17 protein-coding genes are annotated in these 22991 nt (G+C 48.9%); 5 read left to right on the top strand and 12 right to left on the bottom strand.

All coding sequences use genetic code 11. The annotated features are described in order from the left end of the window. The first annotated feature begins 3 nt into the window (after positions 1-3). Entirely contained in the window at positions 4-1221 is a 1218-nt protein-coding gene (locus J3369_RS07405; protein ID WP_303574991.1) for a BCCT family transporter, read from the top strand. A 9-nt stretch (positions 1222-1230) separates the two neighbouring features. After that, positions 1231-1932 (top strand): TorF family putative porin, encoded by a 702-nt coding sequence (locus tag J3369_RS07400; RefSeq protein WP_349585461.1) that lies wholly within the window; start codon positions 1231-1233, stop codon positions 1930-1932. A 104-nt stretch (positions 1933-2036) separates the two neighbouring features. Here J3369_RS07400 and J3369_RS07395 read toward each other — a convergent pair whose 3' ends face one another. The 12 genes from J3369_RS07395 to J3369_RS07340 form a co-directional block, all read right to left on the bottom strand. Next, positions 2037-4691 carry a TonB-dependent receptor plug domain-containing protein gene (locus J3369_RS07395; protein WP_349585459.1) on the bottom strand — a complete coding sequence of 885 codons (2655 nt, stop codon included), beginning with the start codon at positions 4689-4691 and terminating at the stop codon, positions 2037-2039. Between the two features lie 394 nt (positions 4692-5085). Then, positions 5086-6231: a bifunctional chorismate mutase/prephenate dehydrogenase gene (tyrA, locus tag J3369_RS07390; protein WP_349585457.1), complete on the bottom strand. Its 1146-nt coding sequence runs from the start codon at positions 6229-6231 to the stop codon at positions 5086-5088. A 30-nt stretch (positions 6232-6261) separates the two neighbouring features. Then, complete coding sequence (locus J3369_RS07385; RefSeq protein ID WP_349585455.1) at positions 6262-7353, bottom strand: 3-deoxy-7-phosphoheptulonate synthase; 1092 nt, start codon at positions 7351-7353, stop codon at positions 6262-6264. Positions 7354-7589: 236 nt separating this feature from the next. After that, the gene (locus J3369_RS07380; RefSeq protein ID WP_349585453.1) at positions 7590-8105 is read right to left on the bottom strand and encodes a maltose acetyltransferase domain-containing protein; all 516 of its coding nucleotides are present in this window, start codon (positions 8103-8105) and stop codon (positions 7590-7592) included. Positions 8106-8201: 96 nt separating this feature from the next. Next, positions 8202-10334, bottom strand: a complete 2133-nt coding sequence (locus J3369_RS07375) for a TonB-dependent siderophore receptor (RefSeq protein WP_349585451.1) — start codon at positions 10332-10334, stop codon at positions 8202-8204. A gap of 217 nt (positions 10335-10551) precedes the next feature. Then, positions 10552-10911 (bottom strand): 50S ribosomal protein L19, encoded by a 360-nt coding sequence (gene rplS, locus J3369_RS07370; RefSeq protein WP_119500788.1) that lies wholly within the window; start codon positions 10909-10911, stop codon positions 10552-10554. Between the two features lie 18 nt (positions 10912-10929). Beyond that, positions 10930-11691 (bottom strand): tRNA (guanosine(37)-N1)-methyltransferase TrmD, encoded by a 762-nt coding sequence (trmD, locus tag J3369_RS07365; RefSeq protein WP_349585449.1) that lies wholly within the window; start codon positions 11689-11691, stop codon positions 10930-10932. Continuing rightward, positions 11691-12212, bottom strand: coding sequence for a ribosome maturation factor RimM (gene rimM / locus J3369_RS07360; RefSeq protein WP_349585447.1), 522 nt, complete (start codon positions 12210-12212; stop codon positions 11691-11693). The genes trmD and rimM overlap by 1 nt, the downstream gene beginning before the upstream one ends. Positions 12213-12237: 25 nt before the next feature. Next, on the bottom strand, positions 12238-12489 hold the full coding sequence (gene rpsP, locus J3369_RS07355; RefSeq protein ID WP_070174859.1) for a 30S ribosomal protein S16: 252 nt from the start codon (positions 12487-12489) through the stop codon (positions 12238-12240). A 135-nt stretch (positions 12490-12624) separates the two neighbouring features. Continuing rightward, positions 12625-13512, bottom strand: coding sequence for a response regulator (locus J3369_RS07350; protein ID WP_349585445.1), 888 nt, complete (start codon positions 13510-13512; stop codon positions 12625-12627). Beyond that, complete coding sequence (locus J3369_RS07345; RefSeq protein WP_349585443.1) at positions 13493-15523, bottom strand: MHYT domain-containing protein; 2031 nt, start codon at positions 15521-15523, stop codon at positions 13493-13495. Before J3369_RS07345 ends, J3369_RS07350 begins: the two co-directional genes overlap by 20 nt. Next, positions 15520-16689: an HD domain-containing phosphohydrolase gene (locus tag J3369_RS07340; RefSeq protein ID WP_349585441.1), complete on the bottom strand. Its 1170-nt coding sequence runs from the start codon at positions 16687-16689 to the stop codon at positions 15520-15522. Before J3369_RS07340 ends, J3369_RS07345 begins: the two co-directional genes overlap by 4 nt. Positions 16690-16919: 230 nt before the next feature. On the opposite strand from J3369_RS07340, the gene J3369_RS07335 reads away from it, so the two are divergent. From J3369_RS07335 to J3369_RS07325, 3 genes are all read left to right on the top strand, one after another. Beyond that, entirely contained in the window at positions 16920-18680 is a 1761-nt protein-coding gene (locus J3369_RS07335; RefSeq protein ID WP_303574999.1) for an ABC transporter transmembrane domain-containing protein, read from the top strand. A gap of 125 nt (positions 18681-18805) precedes the next feature. Further along, complete coding sequence (locus J3369_RS07330; RefSeq protein WP_349585439.1) at positions 18806-19861, top strand: efflux RND transporter periplasmic adaptor subunit; 1056 nt, start codon at positions 18806-18808, stop codon at positions 19859-19861. Beyond that, a complete protein-coding gene (locus J3369_RS07325) occupies positions 19854-22967 on the top strand; it encodes an efflux RND transporter permease subunit (protein ID WP_119500780.1) in 3114 nt (1037 codons plus the stop codon). Before J3369_RS07330 ends, J3369_RS07325 begins: the two co-directional genes overlap by 8 nt. Positions 22968-22991 lie beyond the last annotated feature (24 nt).

Here is a 22991-nt window from a genome sequence, read left to right as displayed (position 1 = left end):
CCTATGAATTTATGGTTAAGCGCGGGTATCGCGCTAACCCTTATCGCCATTGTTTTCATTTTGTGGAAATGGGGCAAGTTAACCATGATCGGTGTGACGCCGGTGAAAACACTGACCTTCATTTCCATTCTGTTTACTTCAGGACTGGATGTGGGACTGATCATGTTTCCATTGACGGAGTTCAGTACCTATGCCGATACCCCGGCAAACCCGGAGTATGCCTTTACCAACCCTCTCGCCATTGAGTTCGGGTTCTGGGGCTTCTTCATCTGGGCTTTTTACTTTGTTACCTGTTTTTACTTTTGTGTCATCGAGCCGAAGGTAAAATTCTTTGAAATCAGCTGGGTAAAGTTCATCAATAACGTGGTGATCATCGGTACCTGTGCATTTACGGCGTTCCTGCTTCTTAAAAACCTGCCATGGTATTTGCCGTCCCTCGGAGATGGCGAGTCCATAGTACCCGTGTTTTATCTTATCGTGTTCGCAGCCATCGCTTTTTCGGTGTACAGCAGTACAGATATTAAATACGTCAGAATTTTAAGTGTTTCTACAACCTGGCTGTTTATCTCGCTCATCGCATTCATGTGGGGCGGTGCTTTCTTATGGGGTAAAAGTGACATTTCAGAATACTTCGCTGCCACCTCGTTGCTGGGCGGCTATTTCGCCAATATTGAGCACTTTCTGTTCCCGCTGAATAACTATCACGCGTTTTATCTGTTCTGGTGGTTTGCCTGGAGCATAATGATTGGTCAGTTTACTTCCCGCTTCGTCGGCGGCTTAAAAACCTGGCAGGTCCTGTCAGCGATGTTGATCTTCCCCTCGATTCCCATCGCACTGTGGTTTGGTGTGCTGTATCACTATCACGAGGCAGGTTTAGACACCACAGGGATCCGCAACATCGCCATGGTGTTTGTGGGTATTGTGTTCGTGATCAACTCGCTGGATTCCCTCATTCGTTTGTATACCGACAACCTGAATCTGTCGTCAGGACGACTGGGTAAATGGAAGTACTTTTTCCTGAACTTCATCGCACTGGCAGCACTGACCATGCTGTTCAAAATCGACTTCCTGAAAATTCAGTGGGTCGGCGCACTGGTAATTGCCCTGTTCTATTGCTGTCTGGGCTATATTCTGTACAAGAAATTCACACCGGTCAGAAAAATTGACAGCTCACCGAAAGAAAATGAACTCGATTTTGAAAAAATCGAAACCATGCAGTAAGGAGAATATATGCAGTTTACATATTCAAAAATGGTAGCGATTTGCTCACTTGCCGTTGCACCCTCCGCGCTGGCGGACTGGTCAGCGACGGTAACCGGCGCCTCCGATTACATGTTTAACGGCGTAAGTCAGACGCAGAATAATCCGGCCCTTCAGGGCAGTATCGACTATGCAGCTGACAACGGCTGGTATGCTGGCAGCTGGACGTCCAATGTGGATTACGGCGATGCAGCAAAACGCGAACTGGATTTTTACACCGGTTATTATCAGTCACTGAATGAATCAACAGATGCTGATTTCGGTATTGCTTACTACAGCTACTATGGCAGCTCTGAAGCCAGCGAATATAACTACCCGGAGATGTACGGAAAACTGATTTTTACCCACCGTCTGGGTATAACAGAAACCACACTGTGGTATTCGTGGGATTATTTCGGTACCGGCGCAGATCATGTCATCGGGAAAGTCGCCCACACGTTCAGTATTGCAGACAACCATGCAATACAGCTGACGGTAGATAACTCTCATTCACTGGATGAAGATAAGTATCAGTGGGATACCGGTGACAGCAGTTATGTGCATTACAAAGTGGCGTATCAGACACAGTTTCATGGTTTTGACATCGAGATTGCAGCGGAGGATACAACATTGAGTTACGACACGGCGGATGCAAGATTGTTTGCCAGTGTCAGCCGCACATTCAGCTTTTAACTAAAAAAAGCGCAACACGGTACCAGGGAGACGACCGGTTGCGCAGTTCAATCAGAGTAAAGCAAGCATGTTTGAGGACTTGCTTTACTCATATTGCACAAAGCTTAGAAGCGTGCAGTGATGCGGGCGTGTAAATAACGGCCCAGCACGTCGTAAACTTCCGGTACTGTGTTCATATCGTTGTACGAATACAGGTACGGAGGCGTTTTATCAAACAGGTTGTCAATACCGGCAGACACTGACCACTGATCATTGATGTAGTATTCACCTGAAACATCGTGGTACACCACAGTACCCACATCTGTCATCAGACCGTAAGATTCCAGATAGTAATCGTCTGTCATGCCACCGATGTAACGCATCTTCCAGCGCAGCTTCCAGTCATCGGTACCGGCTTTAATCGCAAAGTTTGACTTCCACTCTGCAAATCCACCGTTGTTACCGTCGATTTTACCTGTGTATTCCACATTGTCTTCAGTGTACTCAAGCAGACGGGTGGTATCCCAGTTAACGTTCCAGTTCAGACCCAGTGCGTCAAAGTTGTAGGTCACATTGGCGTCAACACCACGGGTTTTCAGGGTCCCCACGTTAGTCAGCGGTGATTCCATATAATCAATGTTACCGGTGATATCGTCACGGACGATGCTCAGAACACTACAAGCTTCTTCATCACCACCGTAACAGCTGTCCAGATAAGACTGTGTATCGATACGGGAAATTGCGTTGCTCAATTCAATGGTGAAATAATCCAGTGTCATTGATAAGCCTTCCACAAAAGACGGGCTGTACACCACACCTAATGTGTAAGTATCAGCCTCTTCCGGGCTCAGGTTGTCAATGGTCACGTAGGTATTTTCAATCTGAGAATCCGTGTACGCATAAGAGGTGTTACCAATCTGCGCATTACAGGCCTGATATACGTTTGACGCAGTATCCAGGCTACCATAGCCTGAGCACGGATCAACCAGGTAATCGAAAGAACCCACGTTACCGCCGTACAGTTCATCGACGGTGGGGGCACGGAATGCAGTAGACGCCACACCACGGAACATCAGATCTTCGTTCACTCGCCAGGTCAGACCCAGCTTCCAGGTGATATCAGAATCAAACGTGCTGTAATCAAACCAGCGGATAGCGGCATCAAGAGACAGCTCTTCTGCTCCGGGGACGTCAGCCAGTAGAGGCACAGCAAATTCTGCGTAAACCTGCGTGGTGTCGTAGCCACCGGAAGTAGGATCCTGTGCCGAGGCGCTGCCATCACCTGCAACAGTCACCGCATCAGGCTGATACCAGCCTTTCTCTTTACGGTATTCCGCGCCACCGGCAAAGCCGACGAAACCGGCTGGCAGTTCAAAAAGCTCACCTGACAGGTTTACATTCCAGGAAGTAAACTGGTTACCACCGGATGCCTGGTCGGTATAAGTGATGTAATCCAGAGTTTCCTGAGTGATATTGCCTTCAGTGGCGAACCAGTCCTGACAGGGAATGGTGACATCGTCACACACATCAGTGTCCATGGTCTGATAAATTTTAGTCAGGTTGATGTAATTGGAAGAACGGTCTGTGGCATCGTTACGGCCGTAGGTGTACGACACATCCCAGTCAAAACCGTTGCCGATGTCCAGATAGCCCTGGAATCCAACGACTGAACGGATGGTGTCTGTGGTCTGATCGAAAACACGGTCACCCACTTCTGTCATACGACGACGCATGGAGGTTGCGACACCGAAAGGGTTACCTGTAGCATCAGCGGTCAGGGTTGCACTGATCGGAGAAGGTGCCATTTGCTGCGTGGATGTACGCTTGGTATACAAAAATTCCATGTATGCCTGTGCATCATCAGTCAGGTTGTAATTACCGTTCGCGAATAAGCCGATACGTTCCTGCGGCGTGTACAGATAAGAACGCTCAGAGTAGTTGTAAGGCGTGTATCCTTCAGAGAAGTCTTTATCACTGTCCAGTGTTCCCCAGCCGTCGCCGGCATTGTATGCACCACCCGGTACGTAGGAACTGCCTGACTGGCAGTTACCTTCTGCATCATAATCGTTGTCAGGACAGGCAGAGAAACCACGATCACCCTGCATAGCAGAGCCACGGTCAACATAACTGATACCCAGAACGATATTGCCTTTATCACCGCCGGCGCCGGTTACAATACTGATGTTACCTGTGTTGGCATCACCCTCATCACTGCCTGCATAACCGACATCAATCTGAAAACCTTCAAAGTCGTCTTTTGTAATGATGTTAACCACACCGGCAACAGCGTCTGAGCCGTATACCGCAGAAGCACCGTCTTTCAGTACTTCAATACGCTTGATTGCCGCCAGCGGGATAGTGTTAAGGTCAACCGAAGAGTCTGCGCCGGTACCGGAATTTACCATTCTGCGGCCATTAACCAGTACCAGTGTACGGTTGGCGCCTAAACCACGCAGGTTAATGCGGGCAGCCCCCACACCGCCGTTATTCGATGCGGCACCTGTTGCCATACCACTGGCAGCAGGACTTTGTTGTAAAACCTGTTCAACCGACGTGTAGCTGCCTAAAGAAATGTCTTCAGCGCTGATGATTGCAACGGGACTGGCCGTTTCCATGTCGGTACGCTTAATGCGTGAGCCGGTAACCTGCACTTTTTCAACCTGCTGTTCTGCTGTGGTTGTATCCTGTGCAAAGGCGTGTGTTGTCGTTAGAAGGGTTGAAGCTGCTCCCATTGCAAATGCAATTTTAATCGATTGGGCGATTTTAGGATTGATGTTCACTTTTTAGTTCCCCTGAACTATTTGCATTATCTGAAATCAGACAATTACGAAGTTCTGATTATTGATGGTTATATTTGTGCGACTGAAATCGCGGCGGGGAATAAACCATAATCCAGCTGTGTAAATCAATTTACAAAAGGGGAAATAGCGACAAAAATTCCATTTTTTACTTTTAATTACATTTTAAAGACAGTGGATGAATAAGTTTTACACACATCAGTGAAACCTAAATAAAGCCTAACTAAACAGTCATTTTATTGATAGTGAACACTAACCTTTAATTAATTGTGAAATGACCTTTTAATTCGAAGAATTTGATTTAAATATCATACAAAACAAAAAAGGCAGACAAACGTCCACCTTTCTATATTAATTAAATATCAAATAAAGATAATTAATTTTTTCTCAACATCTCATCATCGTCGGCTTTTAATAAAAGCTGTTTACTGTCGACAAGACATTTTTTCGCGTAATCTCCGAACCAGCTGCCAATACGGTCAAACTCTTCGATAAATGCCTGTTTATCGCCTTTTTCTAATAACGATAATGCTTGTCCGAAACGCTCATGAAAACGCTTTAACAACGCAAAGTTATCAGGATTATTGAAGATAATGTCTGCGTAGAGTTGCGGCGACTGAGCGAACAGGCGGCCTACCATTGCCAGTTCAAGACGATAAATCGGTGAACTGAATACTGTCAGAGTTTCGAGATCCGGGTTTTCACCCTGCAAATGGGCGCCATAAACAAATGTATTGAAGTGGCGCATTACCTGAATAAAGGCCATTGCCCGGTCGTGTTCTTCTGCCGTGCTGTGATGAACAGTGGCACCCCAGGTGCGCATTTGCTCAATTAACCACTGATAGCTGGCTTCTCCCCTGCCATCACATACCACCACAACCTGCTTTATCATACCGGGCGCATCGGGTCCGAACATGGGGTGTAAACCCACCACCGGACCTTTGTGGCACGCCAGCATGGTGGTCAGAGGCTTCACTTTGATACTGGTGATGTCAGCAAGCACACAATGCTCAGGCAGAGTATCCAGCTGTCTGATGACTGCTTCAGTCAATGTAATAGGTACAGCAACAATCACAAGATCTGCCCGCGTAAAAAGCTGTTCCGTCTCCGGTTTTGACCAGTCGTCTTTTTCTACCACCGCCACCGGATAACCTGACTTTTCAAACAGACTGACGATGACTTTACCCAGCGCACCGGCACCACCGACAATAACAACCTGCTGAATATCAGGATTGATACAGCGGTAGCGGTTATTCTGGGTGTGATAAGACTCACGCATGATCCTGCGCAATAGATCTTCGGTAAAATCAGGAGATACGCCGGCGGCTTCTGCATCGGCACGTCTTGAGGCAATGAGTTCTTTTTCCCGCTCGGGCACATACACAGGCATGCCTGTTTCAGCCTTGATTTGACCGACCTGAGTGGTCAGTTTTGCCCGCCGGGATAATAAAGAAACGAGCTCAGCATCGAGTTCGTCAATACCTGACCGCAGCGCGGCCAGTTTACTGGAATGATCCGTCATGTTGCGACTCTGAAGAGAGGCGCTGCAGCTTCAGGCTACAGCAGACCGTTTATTTTGGCGCAATGGTAACACAGTTATCAGCTTATCTCTGGTTTGGGTAATAAGCGTATCTGTGGTTTCCCAGTCAATACAACCGTCAGTGATTGACACACCGTACTCCAGCTCGTCAACAGGCACACCATCACCTTTCTGGTTACCGGCATTAATATGACTTTCAAGCATAATACCGATAATCGACTGGTTACCTTCCAGAATCTGATTAACTACGTTCTGTGCAACCAGCGGCTGACGAAGGTAATCTTTGGAGGAGTTAGCATGACTGCAATCCACCATCAGTCCGGCAGTCAGACCGGCTTTTTCCAAATCAACTTCGCAGTCAGATACACAAACGGAGTCGTAGTTTGGCTGTTTACCACCACGCAGGATGATATGGCCGTCAGGGTTACCACTGGTAGAAATCACCGCTACCTGCCCCTGCTTGTTAATACCCATAAAGCTGTGACCGGAAGCCGCTGATTTCAATGCATTCACTGCAATATCCAGACTGCCGTCTGTGCCGTTTTTGAATCCGACAGGCATAGACAGACCTGATGCCATTTCACGGTGGGTCTGAGACTCAGAAGTACGGGCACCGATGGCACTCCAGCTGAACAGCTCTGCCAGATATTGCGGGCTGATTGGATCCAGCGCTTCTGTCGCAACAGGAATTTCCAGCTCTGCTAACCAGATCAGTAACTCACGGGCTTTACGCAGACCGGTTTCAATATCAAACGTACCGTCCAGATGCGGGTCATTTATCAGCCCTTTCCAACCTGTGGTTGTACGTGGTTTTTCGAAATACACACGCATAACGATGAACAGGGTATCTTTGCACGACTCATGAAGTTCTTTCAGGCGCAGCGCATAATCTTTTGCTGCGTCGATGTCGTGAATGGAACAGGGACCACAGATCACCAGTAAACGGTGGTCACGGCCATGAATAATATCGGAAATAATTTTTCTGGATTCAGAGATAGCCGAAAGGGCTTTATCAGAAACCGGCAATTCTTTAGCTAAATCATCCGGAGTGATCAGTACCTGTTCAGCACTGACGTGTACATTGTTAACGGTGTCCTTAATCATGAGACTCTCTTCATAAAATAAAATTGGTTGGCCTGCCTGCAGTGACCTTTCGCAAAATTGCCGCCGGCGCTACACGGTATTTTAACTGCCCGCTCACGATGTAAATCTAAGTTTACAGAATATAAAAATCTTTATTGGCGTAGCTCGTTGACTTTTTATCAATTTTTGATAAAGGCCGCAACCACCACCCGAGACTTTTTTGACACTACGCCGGCAAAATCGTTCTAAAAACCAGGTTATCGCCGGCCTGCGACTGCGCCGTCGGGGATGACTGTATTGTCTTCTATTACGGTGCCCGGCAGAATTATTACGCCATTTCCGATAGTTACATTGTTCCCTATCACCACAGGACGTGCCCGTTGCCATCCGGCAAGTCGCTTTTGAGGGTCTTTATGATGCTCAACGGTGGCAATAACCACATTATCTCCGGCCCTTACATTATCGCCGGTTTCCACAGAAGCGCCATCGAGAATGGTCAAATAACAACCAGCGGTAAACACACCCCTGCAAGCAATTTGAAAACCGTAATCACAATTGAAGTGACGACCTGTCTGTAAGCCCGTGGCACCGGGAATAAGTTGACTGAGTACCTGTGACTTTTCCGTTCCTGAGAGAACGTCAGCCTGATGACACAGCTGTTTTGCCTGTGCCCTGACTTGCCTGAGGCCGGCATCATTAGTGAGATACCACTCCCCTGCCAGCATGTTCAGAAATTCAGGGTTGTGCTGTAAAAGTGAAGTACCGTTTTCCATTCAGGAATGCCTGCAAATTTGGGGAAGAGAAAGCCTATCACAGACACAAAAATGCCCGCTACTCAGGCGGGCATTTTGTTACATCGTCAGCAGGAATTAATAATCCCAGCTAACCGTCAGACTGTAGTTTGTGGGTGATCCGTAAAATGCCTGCTCGGTTCTTACTGAGCTGAGGTATTTCTCGTCAGTAATGTTATCCAGATTCAGGCTGAAAGACAGATTATCACTGAAGCTGTAAGTCACATAACCGCCCAGCACAGCGTATGCATCCTGAGTAATACGGCCATAACCTGATGTGAAATAAGTTTCACTCTGATACCGGGCAGACAGACCCATATTCAGCTTTTCATTCCACACAGGCGCATAATCCGCCAGCATCTTAAAAGTACGACGGGGAATAAAGGTACGGGCTTCATCGCCGTTCTCTTCATCCATGCTCAGCACCGTTAAACCACCCTGAACGGATAACTCATCAGTGATTGCACCGGACAGTTCAACTTCAAAACCGTTCGAGTCTACGGTTACACCACGGTACAGCGCATAATTAAAGTCATCAGAGTAATCGTCATCGTCAACACCGTCACCATCGCCGTATTCGATGAATTCATACAGGTTTTCCTGTTCCGTTCTGAACAGTGAAACAGTCAGCAGGAAGTTGTTTGCGAACTCTTTCTTAACGCCCATTTCATAGCTGCGGCCTTCTGCTGAACCCAGAGGCTGAAGATCTTCATTCAGGTAATACTGTGGCTGATAAATATCGCTGTAGCTGCCGTATACATTCAGCCCTTCCAGTACTTCCCAGGTAAAGCCGATATACGGGCTGCTGCCATCTTCAGTCGTAGAGGTTGACGCGCCCCAGGACTCACCCTCGTTTTCATAGTCAACAAAGCTGACACCAAGCACCAGGTCCAGTGCGTCGGTCACTGCCAGTTGTATTGAGCCATAGAAACGGTTCAGTGAAATATCGGTATAACCGGCCTGATAAGGAGCCGCCCACTCAGGGAGTGCCACTTCAGTCCCCGTCCAGCCCGGCAGAGCAGGCATGTCATCAAAGCCGCTCAGTGCACCGGCATCCAGATCGCTGGTTTCTGCATCAGCCAGGCTGACACCAACATTAAATGTATGCTCCCTGCCCCACGCCTGAAACACGCCCTGCAGGTTGTTATCCCAGATTAAGGTTTTATCTTCGGCATCAAATCTGCCGGGATAACCCAGCATTCCCAGACCTGTGTCTGCTTCTAAACCCGTGTTGGAGTAGGTATAGAATAATGCAGAATGATCTTCATAACGGATGTGGTTCAGCTTCGACGTATATTGCAGGTTATCGTTAATAAACCAGTTCAGTTCGGCAAAGGCGGTTTTATTCAGGGTATCCCAGTATGTCCAGTCCATTGCTGTCGTGGTAGAGCGGTCAAAGTCGACTTGAGTGCCGTCTGAATAAATCAGAGGCACCGCGCCCCAGGTTACACCGTCACTGTTGTTGTCCTGATGCGAATAGCCGAACATCACAGTCACGCTGTCACTCAGCTGTCCGTCAACGATACCGTAGAACACATTGCGTTCATTTTCGTACAGGTTCAGCCAGCTCTCTTTATTTTGATGGGCCACCACCACACGGGCTGCCCAGCTGCCGGAATCAGTCAGTGGCGTGGATACATCAGCCACAGTTCGCATGGATGCCCAGCGGCCCAGTGTAAAGTCAACACTGGCTTCGGTTTCGTTACCGGGGCGTTTGCGCACATAGTTTACCGTACCGGACGGATTACCCAGGCCGGTGATCAGACCGTTTGAACCACGGATAAACTCAACCTTTTCATAAATCGCTGTATCCAGGTCACCGACAAAAATATCGCCGAAAGGAATGCCCGAGCCGTCAATGTGCATACTGGTGATGTCAAAACCACGGGCGTTGAAGTATGTCCGGTCGGTTTCAGACTGGTCGACGTTAATACCTGTCACCTGTTTAAACAGGCTGTTGATATCACTTAAACGGTAGTCTTCAATCAGATCAGATTCCAGAATCGACAGCGACTGTGGCGTATCAAAGCTGTCCAGACCCAGGCCAGTCGCGCCTGAACTGATACGCTGAACGCGGCTTTCAACAATTCGGATTACTTCGATATTGTCTTCATCCGCTTGCGCACCGTTGTTGTCTGCATCAGCATTCTGCGCCTGTACAGCCATTGCCAGCATGATAGGTGAAAGCGCAAAAATGTGCTTTTTAGTCATTGTGAAACCTGCTCTTAACCAAAGTGAAAATTCGGACGACATTATAAAGAGGACATAGCGAATTTCAAATAATAATTATTATCATTAACATTAGATAATCATTATTTATCATGACATTTGTTAAAAAGGCTGGCTGTAAAGGTTTTTCAGAAGGTACAAAAAAGCCCGCTTAAAGCGGGCTTTTTCATAGTTAACAGTAACGCAAGGATTAGTAATCTTAGTTAAGCTTCTCTTTGATACGTGCAGATTTACCTGAACGCTCACGCAGATAGTAAAGCTTAGCACGACGAACTGCACCACGACGTTTAACTTCAATAGAAGAAACCGCCGGGCTGTGTGTTTGGAACACACGCTCTACGCCTTCGCCGCTTGAAATTTTACGTACGGTAAAAGACGAGTGAAGACCACGGTTACGCTTAGCGATAACAACACCTTCGTACGCCTGAAGACGCTCTTTGTCACCTTCAGTAACGCGAACTTTTACTACTACTGTGTCACCTGGACCAAATGCAGGAACATCAGCTTTGAGCTGTGCTTGCTCAATTTTCTTGATGATATCTTGACTGACTTTGCTCATCATATCCTCTCGTCCTAGTTAACTGTCATCTTGCTGCAACTGCGACTTGAATACTTCAAGAAGACGCTGCTGCTCCTCAGTCAGAGCTAGGTGGTTTAATAACTCGGGGCGACGCTGCCAGGTTCTTCCCAGCGATTGCATCTGTCGCCACTGTCTGATTTTTTCGTGATCACCGCTCAACAACACAGGAGGAACCGCTTTACCGTCGAGTACTTCAGGCCGCGTATAGTGCGGACAATCCAGTAACCCGTCGGTGAAAGAATCTTCAATGGCAGAAGCCTGATGACCGAGTACACCCGGAACCATTCTGGCTACCGCATCCATGAGCACAAGCGCTGGCAGTTCGCCGCCGCTTAGCACGTAATCCCCTACTGACCATTCTTCGTCAACATGGGCCTCAATGACGCGCTCATCGATTCCTTCATAACGCCCGCAGATAAAAATCATACGGTCGTTATTGGCAAGGCGTTTAACCCCTGCCTGATCCAGCTTTTTACCCTGTGGTGATAAGTAAATCACCTTTGCATGTTCACCGCCGGCCTGTTTAGCCGCGGCGATGGCGTCAGTTAAAGGCTTCACCATCATCAACATACCCGGACCACCGCCATAAGGGCGATCATCGACGGTACGATGACGATCGTGTGTGTAATCACGTGGGTTAAACATGTCGACATCCAGAATGCCTGATTTCACAGCCCGTCCCACAACGCCTTGTTGCATGAAGGGTGCGAACATATCAGGAAACAAACTGATAACGCCGAACCATTTCTCCGCAGTCACTAGAACCCCGGATCCCAGTCTACCGTAATCACACTTGCAGCCTTATTTACCGATTTAATGACGGAGTCCATCACATACGGCAATAATCTTTCTTTTTGACCAAATGCGTCATTCACTTTGGCGCGGACCTGCAAAACGTCATTTGCGCCGGTGTTAAACACATCTTTCACCACACCCAAATCGTAACCTTGCGTAGTTACTACCTGCATGCCGGTGAGCTCCCGCCAGTAAAATTCACCTTCACCAAGTTCAGGTAACTGGTTTTCGTTAATTGCGATGTCCAGATTCTTGATGCGCTCTGCGTCATCGCGACTCTCTACACCGACAACTTTCGCCACCAGACTTTTACCGTGGGGTCGCCACTGATCAATCCGGTATTCTTTACCATCACTGAGTTGCCACGGTGAATAGTCAAAAATACCTTCTGGTACATCAGTAAAGCTGTTGATCTTGACCCAACCTTTCACACCATACGATGCCCCGATCTTGCCAATAATCACTTTGTCAGACGCTTGACTCATCTTTACCTACCAGATTAAGGACAGCTTACGCTGCCGCTTTTTTAGCTTCTTTTACCAAGCTGTTAACGCGCTCAGATAAGCTCGCGCCAACACCAACCCAGTATTCAACACGTTCCAGGTCTAAACGCAGACGTTCTGCCTGACCTTGTGCAGTTGGGTTGAAGAAACCGACGTTTTCGATGAAACGACCGTTTCTTGCGCGGCTGCTGTCAGCCACAACCACTTGATAAAATGGACGCTTTTTCGCGCCACCACGCTGTAAACGAATAGTAACCATAGTTGCCTCAAACTCGTTGTAGCGTTACCGTTAACTTACCTCGTTGAAAGCACTGAAAAATCAGCGCCAACAAGAAGGCCGCGGCATTATACGGATCTACGCTTTAATTGCAAGTTTAGTGATGAAAAAAGCGCCTCAGGACACCTTTTCCGATACGGTGTGGATGATGGGGTAAGGTAAGTTCCACATATGCAGCATAAATAACAATGCCTGTCGGGGTGAAACTTTTGCCGGGATGGTCACACCGGCCAGCAAATCCTGTTTCAACGCCATGATCATCAGAACCAGTGCATTAAGGGGGGTAGCATGGTCTTTGCACCGGGAAAGTGCCTGTTCCAGCTTGGCGCCCACTGCAGGTTCGTCTAATAACCCCGGCAGCCGCATCATTAACTCAGCGGTGAACAACAACGCATAAAATTGACTCTCCCCCAGTGTCAGTTTCAATGATGCATCTTTGAAATCACTGTAATCTCCCTGCCCGAAAAAACGTTCTCCACAAAGAGACACGGCCTTTTTCATATTATCATCGATATCAGGCCGTACAGATGCAGTGAGCTCGCACAAATTGGAATTGACGCACTGCATAAACTGTTTCAGCAAGGTAAAAGAATTAAACAAAGGCGAACTGGCTGTCATCGACTGACAAGCAGCACTATCCGGAAATGTCTGATTCACTTCCTCAACAGCACGTAAATGCTGGGTCAGCAAACCATGTGAGCAGGGTTTCGTAAACCAGCAGTGAGACACCTGACTTCCCTGCAGTATTAAACTCTCATTCGCCTGGCCTGATAACACGAAACGACTGATCACCGGGTTGCCTTCGCTTACTTTCTCAAGAAATTCAACACCGTTCATCACCGGCATCATAATGTCGGTAATGACCACATCAGGCGTACCGGAGGCGATAGCCTCCAGCCCTTTTTGCGGCGAGTCAGCAATACTGATTTTCCAGCCGGTTTGATACAACGCCCGTTTAAGGCCGTTGAGCACCATTTTTTCATCATCAACAAAGAGTATTTTCATCACTGAGCTCACTTTCAACGGTCTGCGGGTGTTCCACCGGTAAAACAATTTTAAAGGTAGTACCTAGTCCAATTTCACTGTTAACTAATATCTGGCCTTTGTGCTTTTCTATAATCACTGCATAGGCCAGTGAAAGCCCCTGCCCTGTTCCTTTACCGGGCGGTTTGGTCGTAAAAAACGGTTCAAAAATGCGTTTGCATACCTCTTTGCTCATGCCTGTTCCATTATCGCTAATCTCAATGATCACCGTGTCATCCGCAGGATACACACGCACCTGAATCAAACCTTTTTCCATCCGTTCGCGGCCAAACTTTTCTTCTACGGCATGGGCGGCATTAACAATAAAGTTGAGTACCACCTGATTCACTTCGTCTCTGCTGCAGGTCACCAGCGGCACATCTTCAGAAAACTCCGCTTCAAGGTCGGCCACATAACGCCATTCTCCCCGGGCCACCGTAATGGTTGAGGAGATTGCTTCTTTCAGGTCGACCTTATGCATTTTTTCGTCACCCGAATGGGAAAAAGACTTCATCGCCCCGACGATTTTTGCAATACGCTGCAAACCTTCAACCGACTGGTCGAATGCCACTGGCATCTCGTCAATAAGGAACTCAATATCTTCACCCTTCATCAGAGCTTCAAGTTCTGCTCTTATTTCAGCCTGTTCGCCTTCATCCTTACTGTTGAGAAGCGCATGAACGGTTTTCATCACAGAAATGCCGGTTTCAGATGCGCCCTTTAAGAAGAAGATATTGTCTGACACATACTGCGTCGGAGTATTTATTTCATGAGCAATACCGGCAGCAAGCTGGCCGATGGATTCCATTTTCTGTGCCTGCCGCAACTGGTCTTCCAGCATAAGTCGTTGGGTGATATCACGGATAACCACGTTGAACAGATGCATGTTCTGTATAACTACGGTCATAGGAGAAAAATTCATTTCGCAATGAAAGGTAGTACCGTCCGACCGTTTACCGTCCAGTTGCATGACGTGTTGTTGCTTCCCTTCTTCACCGTCTCCTGTCAGCAGCCGGATGTCGAATCCGGGCAGGATCTTTGTAATATCCTCATTGCGCAACTGGTCTGCATCTTTATATCCGAACAAACTGAGACCGACAGTATTCACGCCGGTAATCCGGCCATTTTCATTTACCACCAGCAAGCCGTCAGCCAGGTTTTCAACGATGTCTTTCTCTCTGGCTGCACTGACTTTGGCTGTAAGCTCAGCAGCCTGTAAACGCTTGTCAAAAATTGACCCCAGCAGCGTTGTTGCAAAAATGACGAACACCAGTGTTGTTATGGCCAGTGCGAGAATGGCTGGTTCAGCGTGGCTCCCGGTCTCTGAGCGAATAAATGTTACTGGCAAATAATAATGCACCGCATACATTGCCACATAGTGCATGCCTGCGATGGCCATGCCCATCACCATGGCACAGCCCACCAATCCTAATTGCCCGCGAATGTTTTTACGCTGTATGTAAATCACCATATAAATGGCAACCATCGCAAACAGCCAGGCGCAAACGATGGAGAGTAAGAAGAAGCCAAAATCGTAGGTCATGGCAGCTTCAGTCTCCATAGCTTCCATGCCTGTGTAATGCATTGCCCCTATCCCCATCGCCAGACTCAGTGAACTCAGTTGAATATTGGTAAAGGTGAATACTTGTGTCGCTATCAGTTTCGCAGCGATATAAGCGCCAACAATGGGCGGCAATATAGACACCATGGTCAATGCCACATCAAATGACATGCCGATAGGCAACATAAAGGCGAGCATGCCGGTGAAGTGCATCGCCCATACCCCTAACCCAAATGTCACACTGCCAAACCGCTTCCATTGGCGTCTTGTCGACAATAATTCGGTTTGCCACATCCGTTTTAACACGACAATTAGCGAGTAGGCCGCCAGCGTAGAAACGAGCAGAGAAAGAAAAAGAATAAAATGATTATAATGACCGTTTACTTCCGTATATAACGCCGGCTCCGGCGTGATAAACCTCCAGAAAGTCATACTGCTATATCCTCCACATTTCCGGCGTCACCGTTATCTTCCAGGTAGACCCCGATCATCAGTGCAGGACTCAGCGCACCACTTTGTATGCATACAGTGAGGATCTGTTTGAGTGTAGTGGTTACTACCTGCCCTTCTCTGGCCAGTTGCTTTCCGGCGTTGGTCGCGATTTTTTCCGATAACACCATACCGGGTTCAATGGACGATACCGGCACTGACATCAAATCGGCTTTGCGCAGCAACATTCGGGTAAAGGCCGACAAAATTTTGCCGTCGTACCAGCGGACATCTGTTTCCAGCCGGCGTAATGCGTCCACCGTGGACAAGCCTGACTCCCGAGCCCTGATAAAATCATTAACCACTTTAAGCATTCTCGCTCCGAAAGGAATGTCAGCACCTTTTACATCGTCAGCGGGGACACCTTCCCCGTTAAAGCACTTGTCCTGATAGCGGATGTTCCTGGCTACCGCTTCAAAGCGGGGAATTTTTTCCAGTAAATCGCTGGCCAGACTGGCGTGTTGCTCAATCAGTTCATTTTCAGCCGCCGTCAGCTTACTGGTTTCATACTGGTCGGCCAGTACGCCCGGCAATACAATCGTTCCCAACTGTGATAACTCAGCAACGGGTTCTAACATCCAGCTTTGTTTTAGTTTCAGTTCCCTCGCGAGCTGGAGCATGTACATTTTCAACTGTACATTGTGTGCTGCAGCTTGGGGGTTCACCAGTTCCAGGACTTCAGCCAGAACACTGACAATGCCTCTTACTGTCTGATTCAACAGACCCTTTTCAGCCATAATCAAACTATGTTGATGAAATCCGGCTTCTATAACCCGCTTCAGTTCAACAACAGAACAGGGCTTGGTGAGAAACCTGAAAACATCCCCCTCGTTCACTGCATCTATGGCTGTTTGCTGATCGCCGTTACCGGTAAGCATTATTCTCACCGTGTCGGGATAGAGACGCTTTACTTCCCTTAATAGCGATAAGCCATTCATATCCGGCATAGTCATGTCGGTGACAAGCACCGCATAGTGATTTTCTGCCATCAGTCCCAGCGCGGCTTTACCGCTGTTTGCCACATCAAATGCAACTTGCCCCCGAAGATTGCGCCGGAAAGAATCGAGCACATTGGCCACATCATCCACCAGTAGTGCTTTGTTTTGCATGGAGGCTCCCGGAGACGGTTCACTTGTTTAAGAGACACAGAACCTGACTGACTACTAAAAATACCTTTTGCTGTTGTTTAACTATGGTCAATCTCCGGTGAAATACAAATTATGGGTCAGAAATTTATTGTGTTTTTGGTCTTGCTGAATGACGAAGTGGTCTTATCCGGCAATCCTGATAGTTAACTGTAGCGTAAAATACAAAGTTCAGTGTTTTTTGAGATACCGGCATGACTTCAGAACAAGGAAAGAATAAGGCAACAACCTGGCAGGTTGTCAGATGGATCCGGACCCTGCTCGCGGGCTACCGGATACAGGTAACAGGCGCAATCATTGCCTTACTGGTTGCCTCCGGCGCGTGGCTGCTTCTGGGTCAGGGAATAAAGCTGGCCGTCGATCAGGGTTTTATGAACGACAACGCAGACATGCTGAACCGGGCAATTATTGGTGTTCTGGTGATTACTGCGGTAGCAAGTCTGGCAACCTATGTGCGTTTCTACCTGATGACCTGGCTGGGTGAACGCATCAGTGCCGATATACGCATCAGCGTATTTTCTCATTTGCTCACCCTGCCACCGTCTTTCTTTGCAAAATTACGCACCGGAGAAGTCATTTCCCGCTTCACCAGCGACACAACCATTATTCAAACTGTGGTGGGTATGAGTCTGTCGATGGCGATCCGTTCCTTTATCACTTTCACCGGCGCGCTGGTGCTGATGACCATCACCAGCCCGGTGCTGACCTTGTGCGTATTACTGGCGGTGCCTGCGGTGTTAGTCCCCATCCGTTTGCTTGCCCCTCAGGTACGTCATTATGCCCGTCTGAGTCAGGACAGAGTGGCAGATTTGGGGGCGCATATTGATCAAAGTTTACATGAAATAATGACTGTACAGGCGTTCAACGCAGCAGATTTAGAGCGCTCCCAGTTCAAGGCCGGCGTGGATGCCGTTATGGAAACCGCCGGACGCCGCATCCATTACCGTTCAATGCTGATTGGATTAATTATGCTGCTGAGTCTCAGCGCTATCGTCCTGATTGCCTGGTTTGGTGCCAGACAAGTATTTGCCGGTGATATGACGGCAGGTGAACTGTCTGCCTTTTTATTCTATGCGGTGATGGCCGGCGGCAGCGTGGCAACCATCAGCGAGGTTATCGGCGAAGTTCAGCGTGGAGCCGGAGCCAGCGAACGGTTACTGGAACTTTTACATACGGTACCGGACATCTCCCCTGGCATAACACAGTTCAGTAATGACACGGCCAGGCCGCCAGCCATCATTTTTGACAATATTACTTTTTGTTACCCCGGCAGCGGCGTCCTGTTTAATCAACTGTCTTTAACAGTCAATCCCGGCGAAAAGGTTGCCCTGGTGGGGGCCAGCGGAGCAGGAAAAACGACGCTGTTTCAATTGTTGCTTCGTTTTTATGATGTGCGCAAAGGCACCATTCTGCTGGACGAAGCACCGGTAACATCATTATCGCTGGAATCATTAAGAAGTCAGATCGCGATAGTTACTCAGGAGCCCGTGGTTTTTGCCACCAGCGTACTTGAAAATATTCGCTACGGTTGCCCGTCAGCCAGCGATGAGCAGGTCAGGAAGGCAGCTAAATCCGCATTTGCCCACGAATTTATTGAAGAGCTGGAAAAAGGATATCACACCCAGTTAGGAGAACGGGGCGTAAGGTTGTCCGGCGGTCAGAAGCAGCGCATTGCCATTGCCCGCGCCCTGCTTGCCAACAGGCCGGTGCTGTTACTTGATGAAGCAACCAGCGCGCTGGATGCCCGCAGTGAAAAAATGGTGCAGGAGGCGCTGAACAAGCTGATGCAGGGTCGTACCACCATCATTATTGCTCACAGGCTGGCCACAGTGAAACATGTTGACCGGATCATCGTAATGGATAAAGGACACGTTGTAAGTACCGGAAAACACGATGAACTGATAGAAAACGATACGCTGTACAGGGAGTACGCTGAACTGCAATTGCTTAGCTGACAAGGCTGTGGTGCTATACACAACTTATAAAAACAAAAATTTAACAACAATCACTTTACTGACTCCGGCGCTTCTCCGTTCAACGCGCAGGAGAGTGACAAGCGTTGATGAAACACGGAAATACGATGAAAACCCAACTACGAACCTCTGTTTTTTTTAGTCTCACTGTTTTATTTTCCATAGTGAGCAGCAGTGCCAATGCCCAGTTTTTTGGCGATAATCAGGCCAAGCTCGTTGTCCTTGAAGAAATTAAATTTCAATATGCCAAACGGGACGTGGAAGCTGTGGGAACTGCAGAAGCCGTTCGCTCGGTTGTGTTGTATCCCGCTGTTGCAGACGAAGTGACTGAAGTGAATTTCGTACCGGGCCAGTATGTTGAACAGGGCCGGGTACTGGTGAAACTGGACGACCGCCGTCAGCAGGTTGCCGTTCGCCGTGCAGAGCTCCAGCTACTTGACGCAGAACGTTCTTATAAACGTTTACAGGAAAGCCGGGCAAAAGGGGCCATTCCCCAGAGTGAACTCGATCTGGCGCAAACCACCCGCGACCTTGCCAAAGTTACCCTTGATGAAGCCAAAGCAGATTTAGAAGACCGCACCGTTGAAGCACCGTTCAGCGGGATTGTCGGCCTGACAGATGTTGAAGTGGGCGATCGTATTACCGCCACTACCGCCATCACGACTTTAGATGACAGAAGCAAACTCTTTGTTGATTTCCGCGCCCCTGAAGCCGCACTGACTGTACTGCTCAACCAGCCGGAAGTCACTTTACAACCCTGGACAAACCGCGATAAAACACTGCCAGCCGAAATTGCTGAAGTTGACTCGCGTATCAGCGAAACTGACCGTACCTTGCGCGCACGGGCTATCCTGGACAACAACCTGGATAACTTCCGCCCGGGCATGAGCTTCCGTGTAAACCTTGAGATTAATGGTAATGAATATGCTGCCGTACCGGAAGCTTCATTGTTATGGGGTGCAACCGGTGCCTATGTGTGGATTGCTGAAAATGGAAAAGCTCGCCGGGTTGATGTGATTGTGCATCAGCGTCTGCGAGGCACAATTCTCGTTTCCGGTAACCTGTCTCCGGGTGATATGCTGATTTCTGAAGGTGTTCAGCGTCTTCGTGAAGGTCAGCAAATCACAACCGAACTGGCACGCCGGAGCGACAATAATGACTAAGCATTCTCTTCAGACCGGCGATTTACCGTCGGTTTCTATTCGCCGCCCTGTATTAATTGTTGTTCTTAATCTGCTTATCGTCATTGCTGGTTTTGCTGCTGTTAACGGTCTGGAAGTACGGGAACTGCCTGACGTTGATACACCACAAATCACTGTAACGGCAGAGTACCCCGGCGGCTCTCCGGAAACCGTGGATGCTGAAGTGACCAGCCGGCTGGAAGGCGCAGTGGCACGGGTCAGCGGTGTGAAGAATATCTACGCTCAGAGCGAAGAAGGCTCCGCCCGCGTGCGGGTTGAGTTCAGACCCGGCATTGATTTGGAAGATGCTGCCAATGAAACCCGCGAATCAGTAAGCCGTGTACAGCGCCAGTTACCCGAGGATGTGGAACAGGTATCCATTATCCGTGCAGACAGTGACGCTCAGGCAGTAGTCAGTCTGGCAGTATCCAGTGACACTCTGGATATGGAAACGCTGACCGAGCGTGTTGATACCGATCTGGCGCCGCTGTTTTTAAGTATTCCCGGTGTTGCTGATGTGCAGTTAAGTGGCGACCGCGAGCGCGTACTTCGCGTGTCTGTCGATCCTCTGCGGCTGACCAGTTTCAACCTGTCGATGACAGATGTGGCAAATGCACTCGAGTTAGCTCCCTTTGATGTTCCTGCAGGAAGCATCCAGTCTCAGGACCAGTCTCTCATCGTCCGCGCAGATGCGACGTCTGTTTCAGCACAGGATGTTTCAGATATCGTGATCAGCGGAGATATCCGGGTCGGCGATGTTGCCAGCGTATTCTTTGGCCCTGCAGACAGCAGCAGTATGGTGCGCCTTGACGGTCGTCCGGTTATTGGTTTAGGCGTGATCAGACAAGCCAGCTCTAATACCATCGAAATTTCAGATGAAGTTATGGCCATGGTGGAGGATCTGAACAAACGCTTTGTTGATATGGACATTGTCGTTACCAGTGATGACGCTGAATTCATCCGTGATTCTGTGGGCGAAGTGATTGGCTCTTTAAGCATCACCATCATTCTGGTTGTGTTTACATTGTTAGTCTTCATTGGTTCATGGCGTGCAACCATCGTCCCCGCCCTGTCGATTCCGGTATCCCTGGCCGGCGCGCTTGGCGTTATCTGGATGCTTGGCTTCTCTATCAACATTCTGACCCTGCTTGCACTGGTGCTGGCAACCGGGATGATTGTTGATGATGCTATTGTGGTGTCAGAAAATATTCAGCGTCGCCGGGGCATGGGCCTCGGAGCCAGAGCCGCGGCCGTTATCGGTACCCGTGAAGTATTTTTTGCGGTTGTCGCAACCACTGCGGTACTCGCTTCGGTGTTCATCCCCATCGCATTTTTACCGTCTACGGCGGGCCGTCTGTTCAGAGAGTTCGGCGGCGTACTGGCCGGCGCAGTAATTATTTCATCTTTTGTCGCACTTTCTCTGGTACCCGCTCTGACCGCACGTTTGCCAGTTAAGAAAGCTAAGGAGAAAGGCATATTCTCAGCCACGCTGGGACGTTTCGGAAATGCATGCCTGCGTGGGTATCAGCGCTCACTTTTATGGTCGCTTAAATACGCCTGGCTTATTGTCCTGTTGAGTATTCTGGCTGCTGTTGGCGCCTGGTTTACAGCTCAGAATATCAACAATGAGCTGCTCCCCAGCGAAGACCGGGGCACAATCCGCATTTTTGCCCGTGGCCCTGACGGCGCAGGCATGAATTTTATGGACCGTCAGGCGCATAAGATGGAAGAGGTGCTGCTGCCTTACGTCGAAAATGGCACTGTGGATTCTATCTATACGGTCGTCGGCTCCTGGGATCCAAACATTGTATTTATCACAGTACCTCTTAAACACTGGGATGACCGCGACAAATCATTACAGGATATCGTGTCGGAAATCCGTCCTCAGTTGCAGGCAATTCCGGGAGCACCGGGAAATGCGTTCGGGGGTAACAGCCTGAATTTACGTGGTCAGGGTGGCGGTCTTGAACTCGCCTTAACCGGCAGCAGCTACGAACGTATTTATGAAGCCGCGATGGACTTTGCAGCCGCGATTGAAACCAACATTCCGGAATTGGGTTCGCCCCGTGTAAGTTATGAACCCACCCAGCCTCAAATGCGGGTTAATATCGACCGTCGCCGGGCAGAAGAACTGGGCGTACCGCTTAGTGACATTGCAGCAACACTAAGGGCAGCCGTTAACGGCGATGATATTGCTGATTTGAATGTGGGTGACCAGGCGATTCCAATCATGCTGGAATCCAGCAGACGAAATACCAGCAATCCGTCAGATTTAACTAATCTCTATGTGAAGTCTGATAACGGCTCACTCATCCCGCTGAGCAGCGTAGCGTACATCACGGAAGAAGGTGTTGCCGCTGAGCTGGAGCGTCAGTCCCAGCGCAGAGCCATTAAACTGGAAATGGAATTACCTGACGGCTTCCCCATCAATGAAGCGGTGGAGAAAATCCGCGCCCTCGGCAACGACACACTTCCTGATGGCATCGGCACTGTGTTTCTTGGCGAAGCACAAACATTTGAAGAAACCTCTCAGCAAGTTGCACTGACTTATGTACTGGCCTTCATCATCGTGCTGCTGGTTCTGGCAGCGCAGTTTGAGAGTGTTAACAGTGCCATTGTGGTTATGCTCACCGTACCCTTCGGCATAGCAGCAGCGATTTATGCGCTGTACCTCACCAATACCACAATTAATGTGTATTCGCAGATTGGTCTGGTGATGCTGATAGGCCTGCTGGCGAAAAACGCCATCCTGCTCATCGAATTCGCTGACCAGCTCCGCGATCATGGCTATTCGGTTTACGACGCCATTGTGGAAGCCGGTAAGGTGCGCCTGCGTCCGATTATGATGACACTGGTATCCACCATCCTGGGTGGTCTGCCGCTTATCCTGTCCTCCGGTGCCGGCGCGGAATCTCGTAACGCCATCGGTTGGGTGGTGTTCGGAGGCCTTGGCATCGCAGTAGTGTTTACTCTTTACCTGACACCGGTGCTGTACCTCGCCCTCGCCCGTTTCACTAAGCCACGGGCAGATGAAACCCAGCGGCTGGAGAAAGAGCTCACCGATGCTGATGAACAGCAAATAGCGTAAACAACACAGCAAAAACAAAGGCCG

It is taken from the genome of Alteromonas sp. NFXS44 (genome assembly GCF_040148705.1).
GTDB lineage: Bacteria > Pseudomonadota > Gammaproteobacteria > Enterobacterales > Alteromonadaceae > Alteromonas.
Note: the sequence above shows the minus strand (reverse complement) of the source record. Positions and strands in the feature narration are given on the sequence as shown.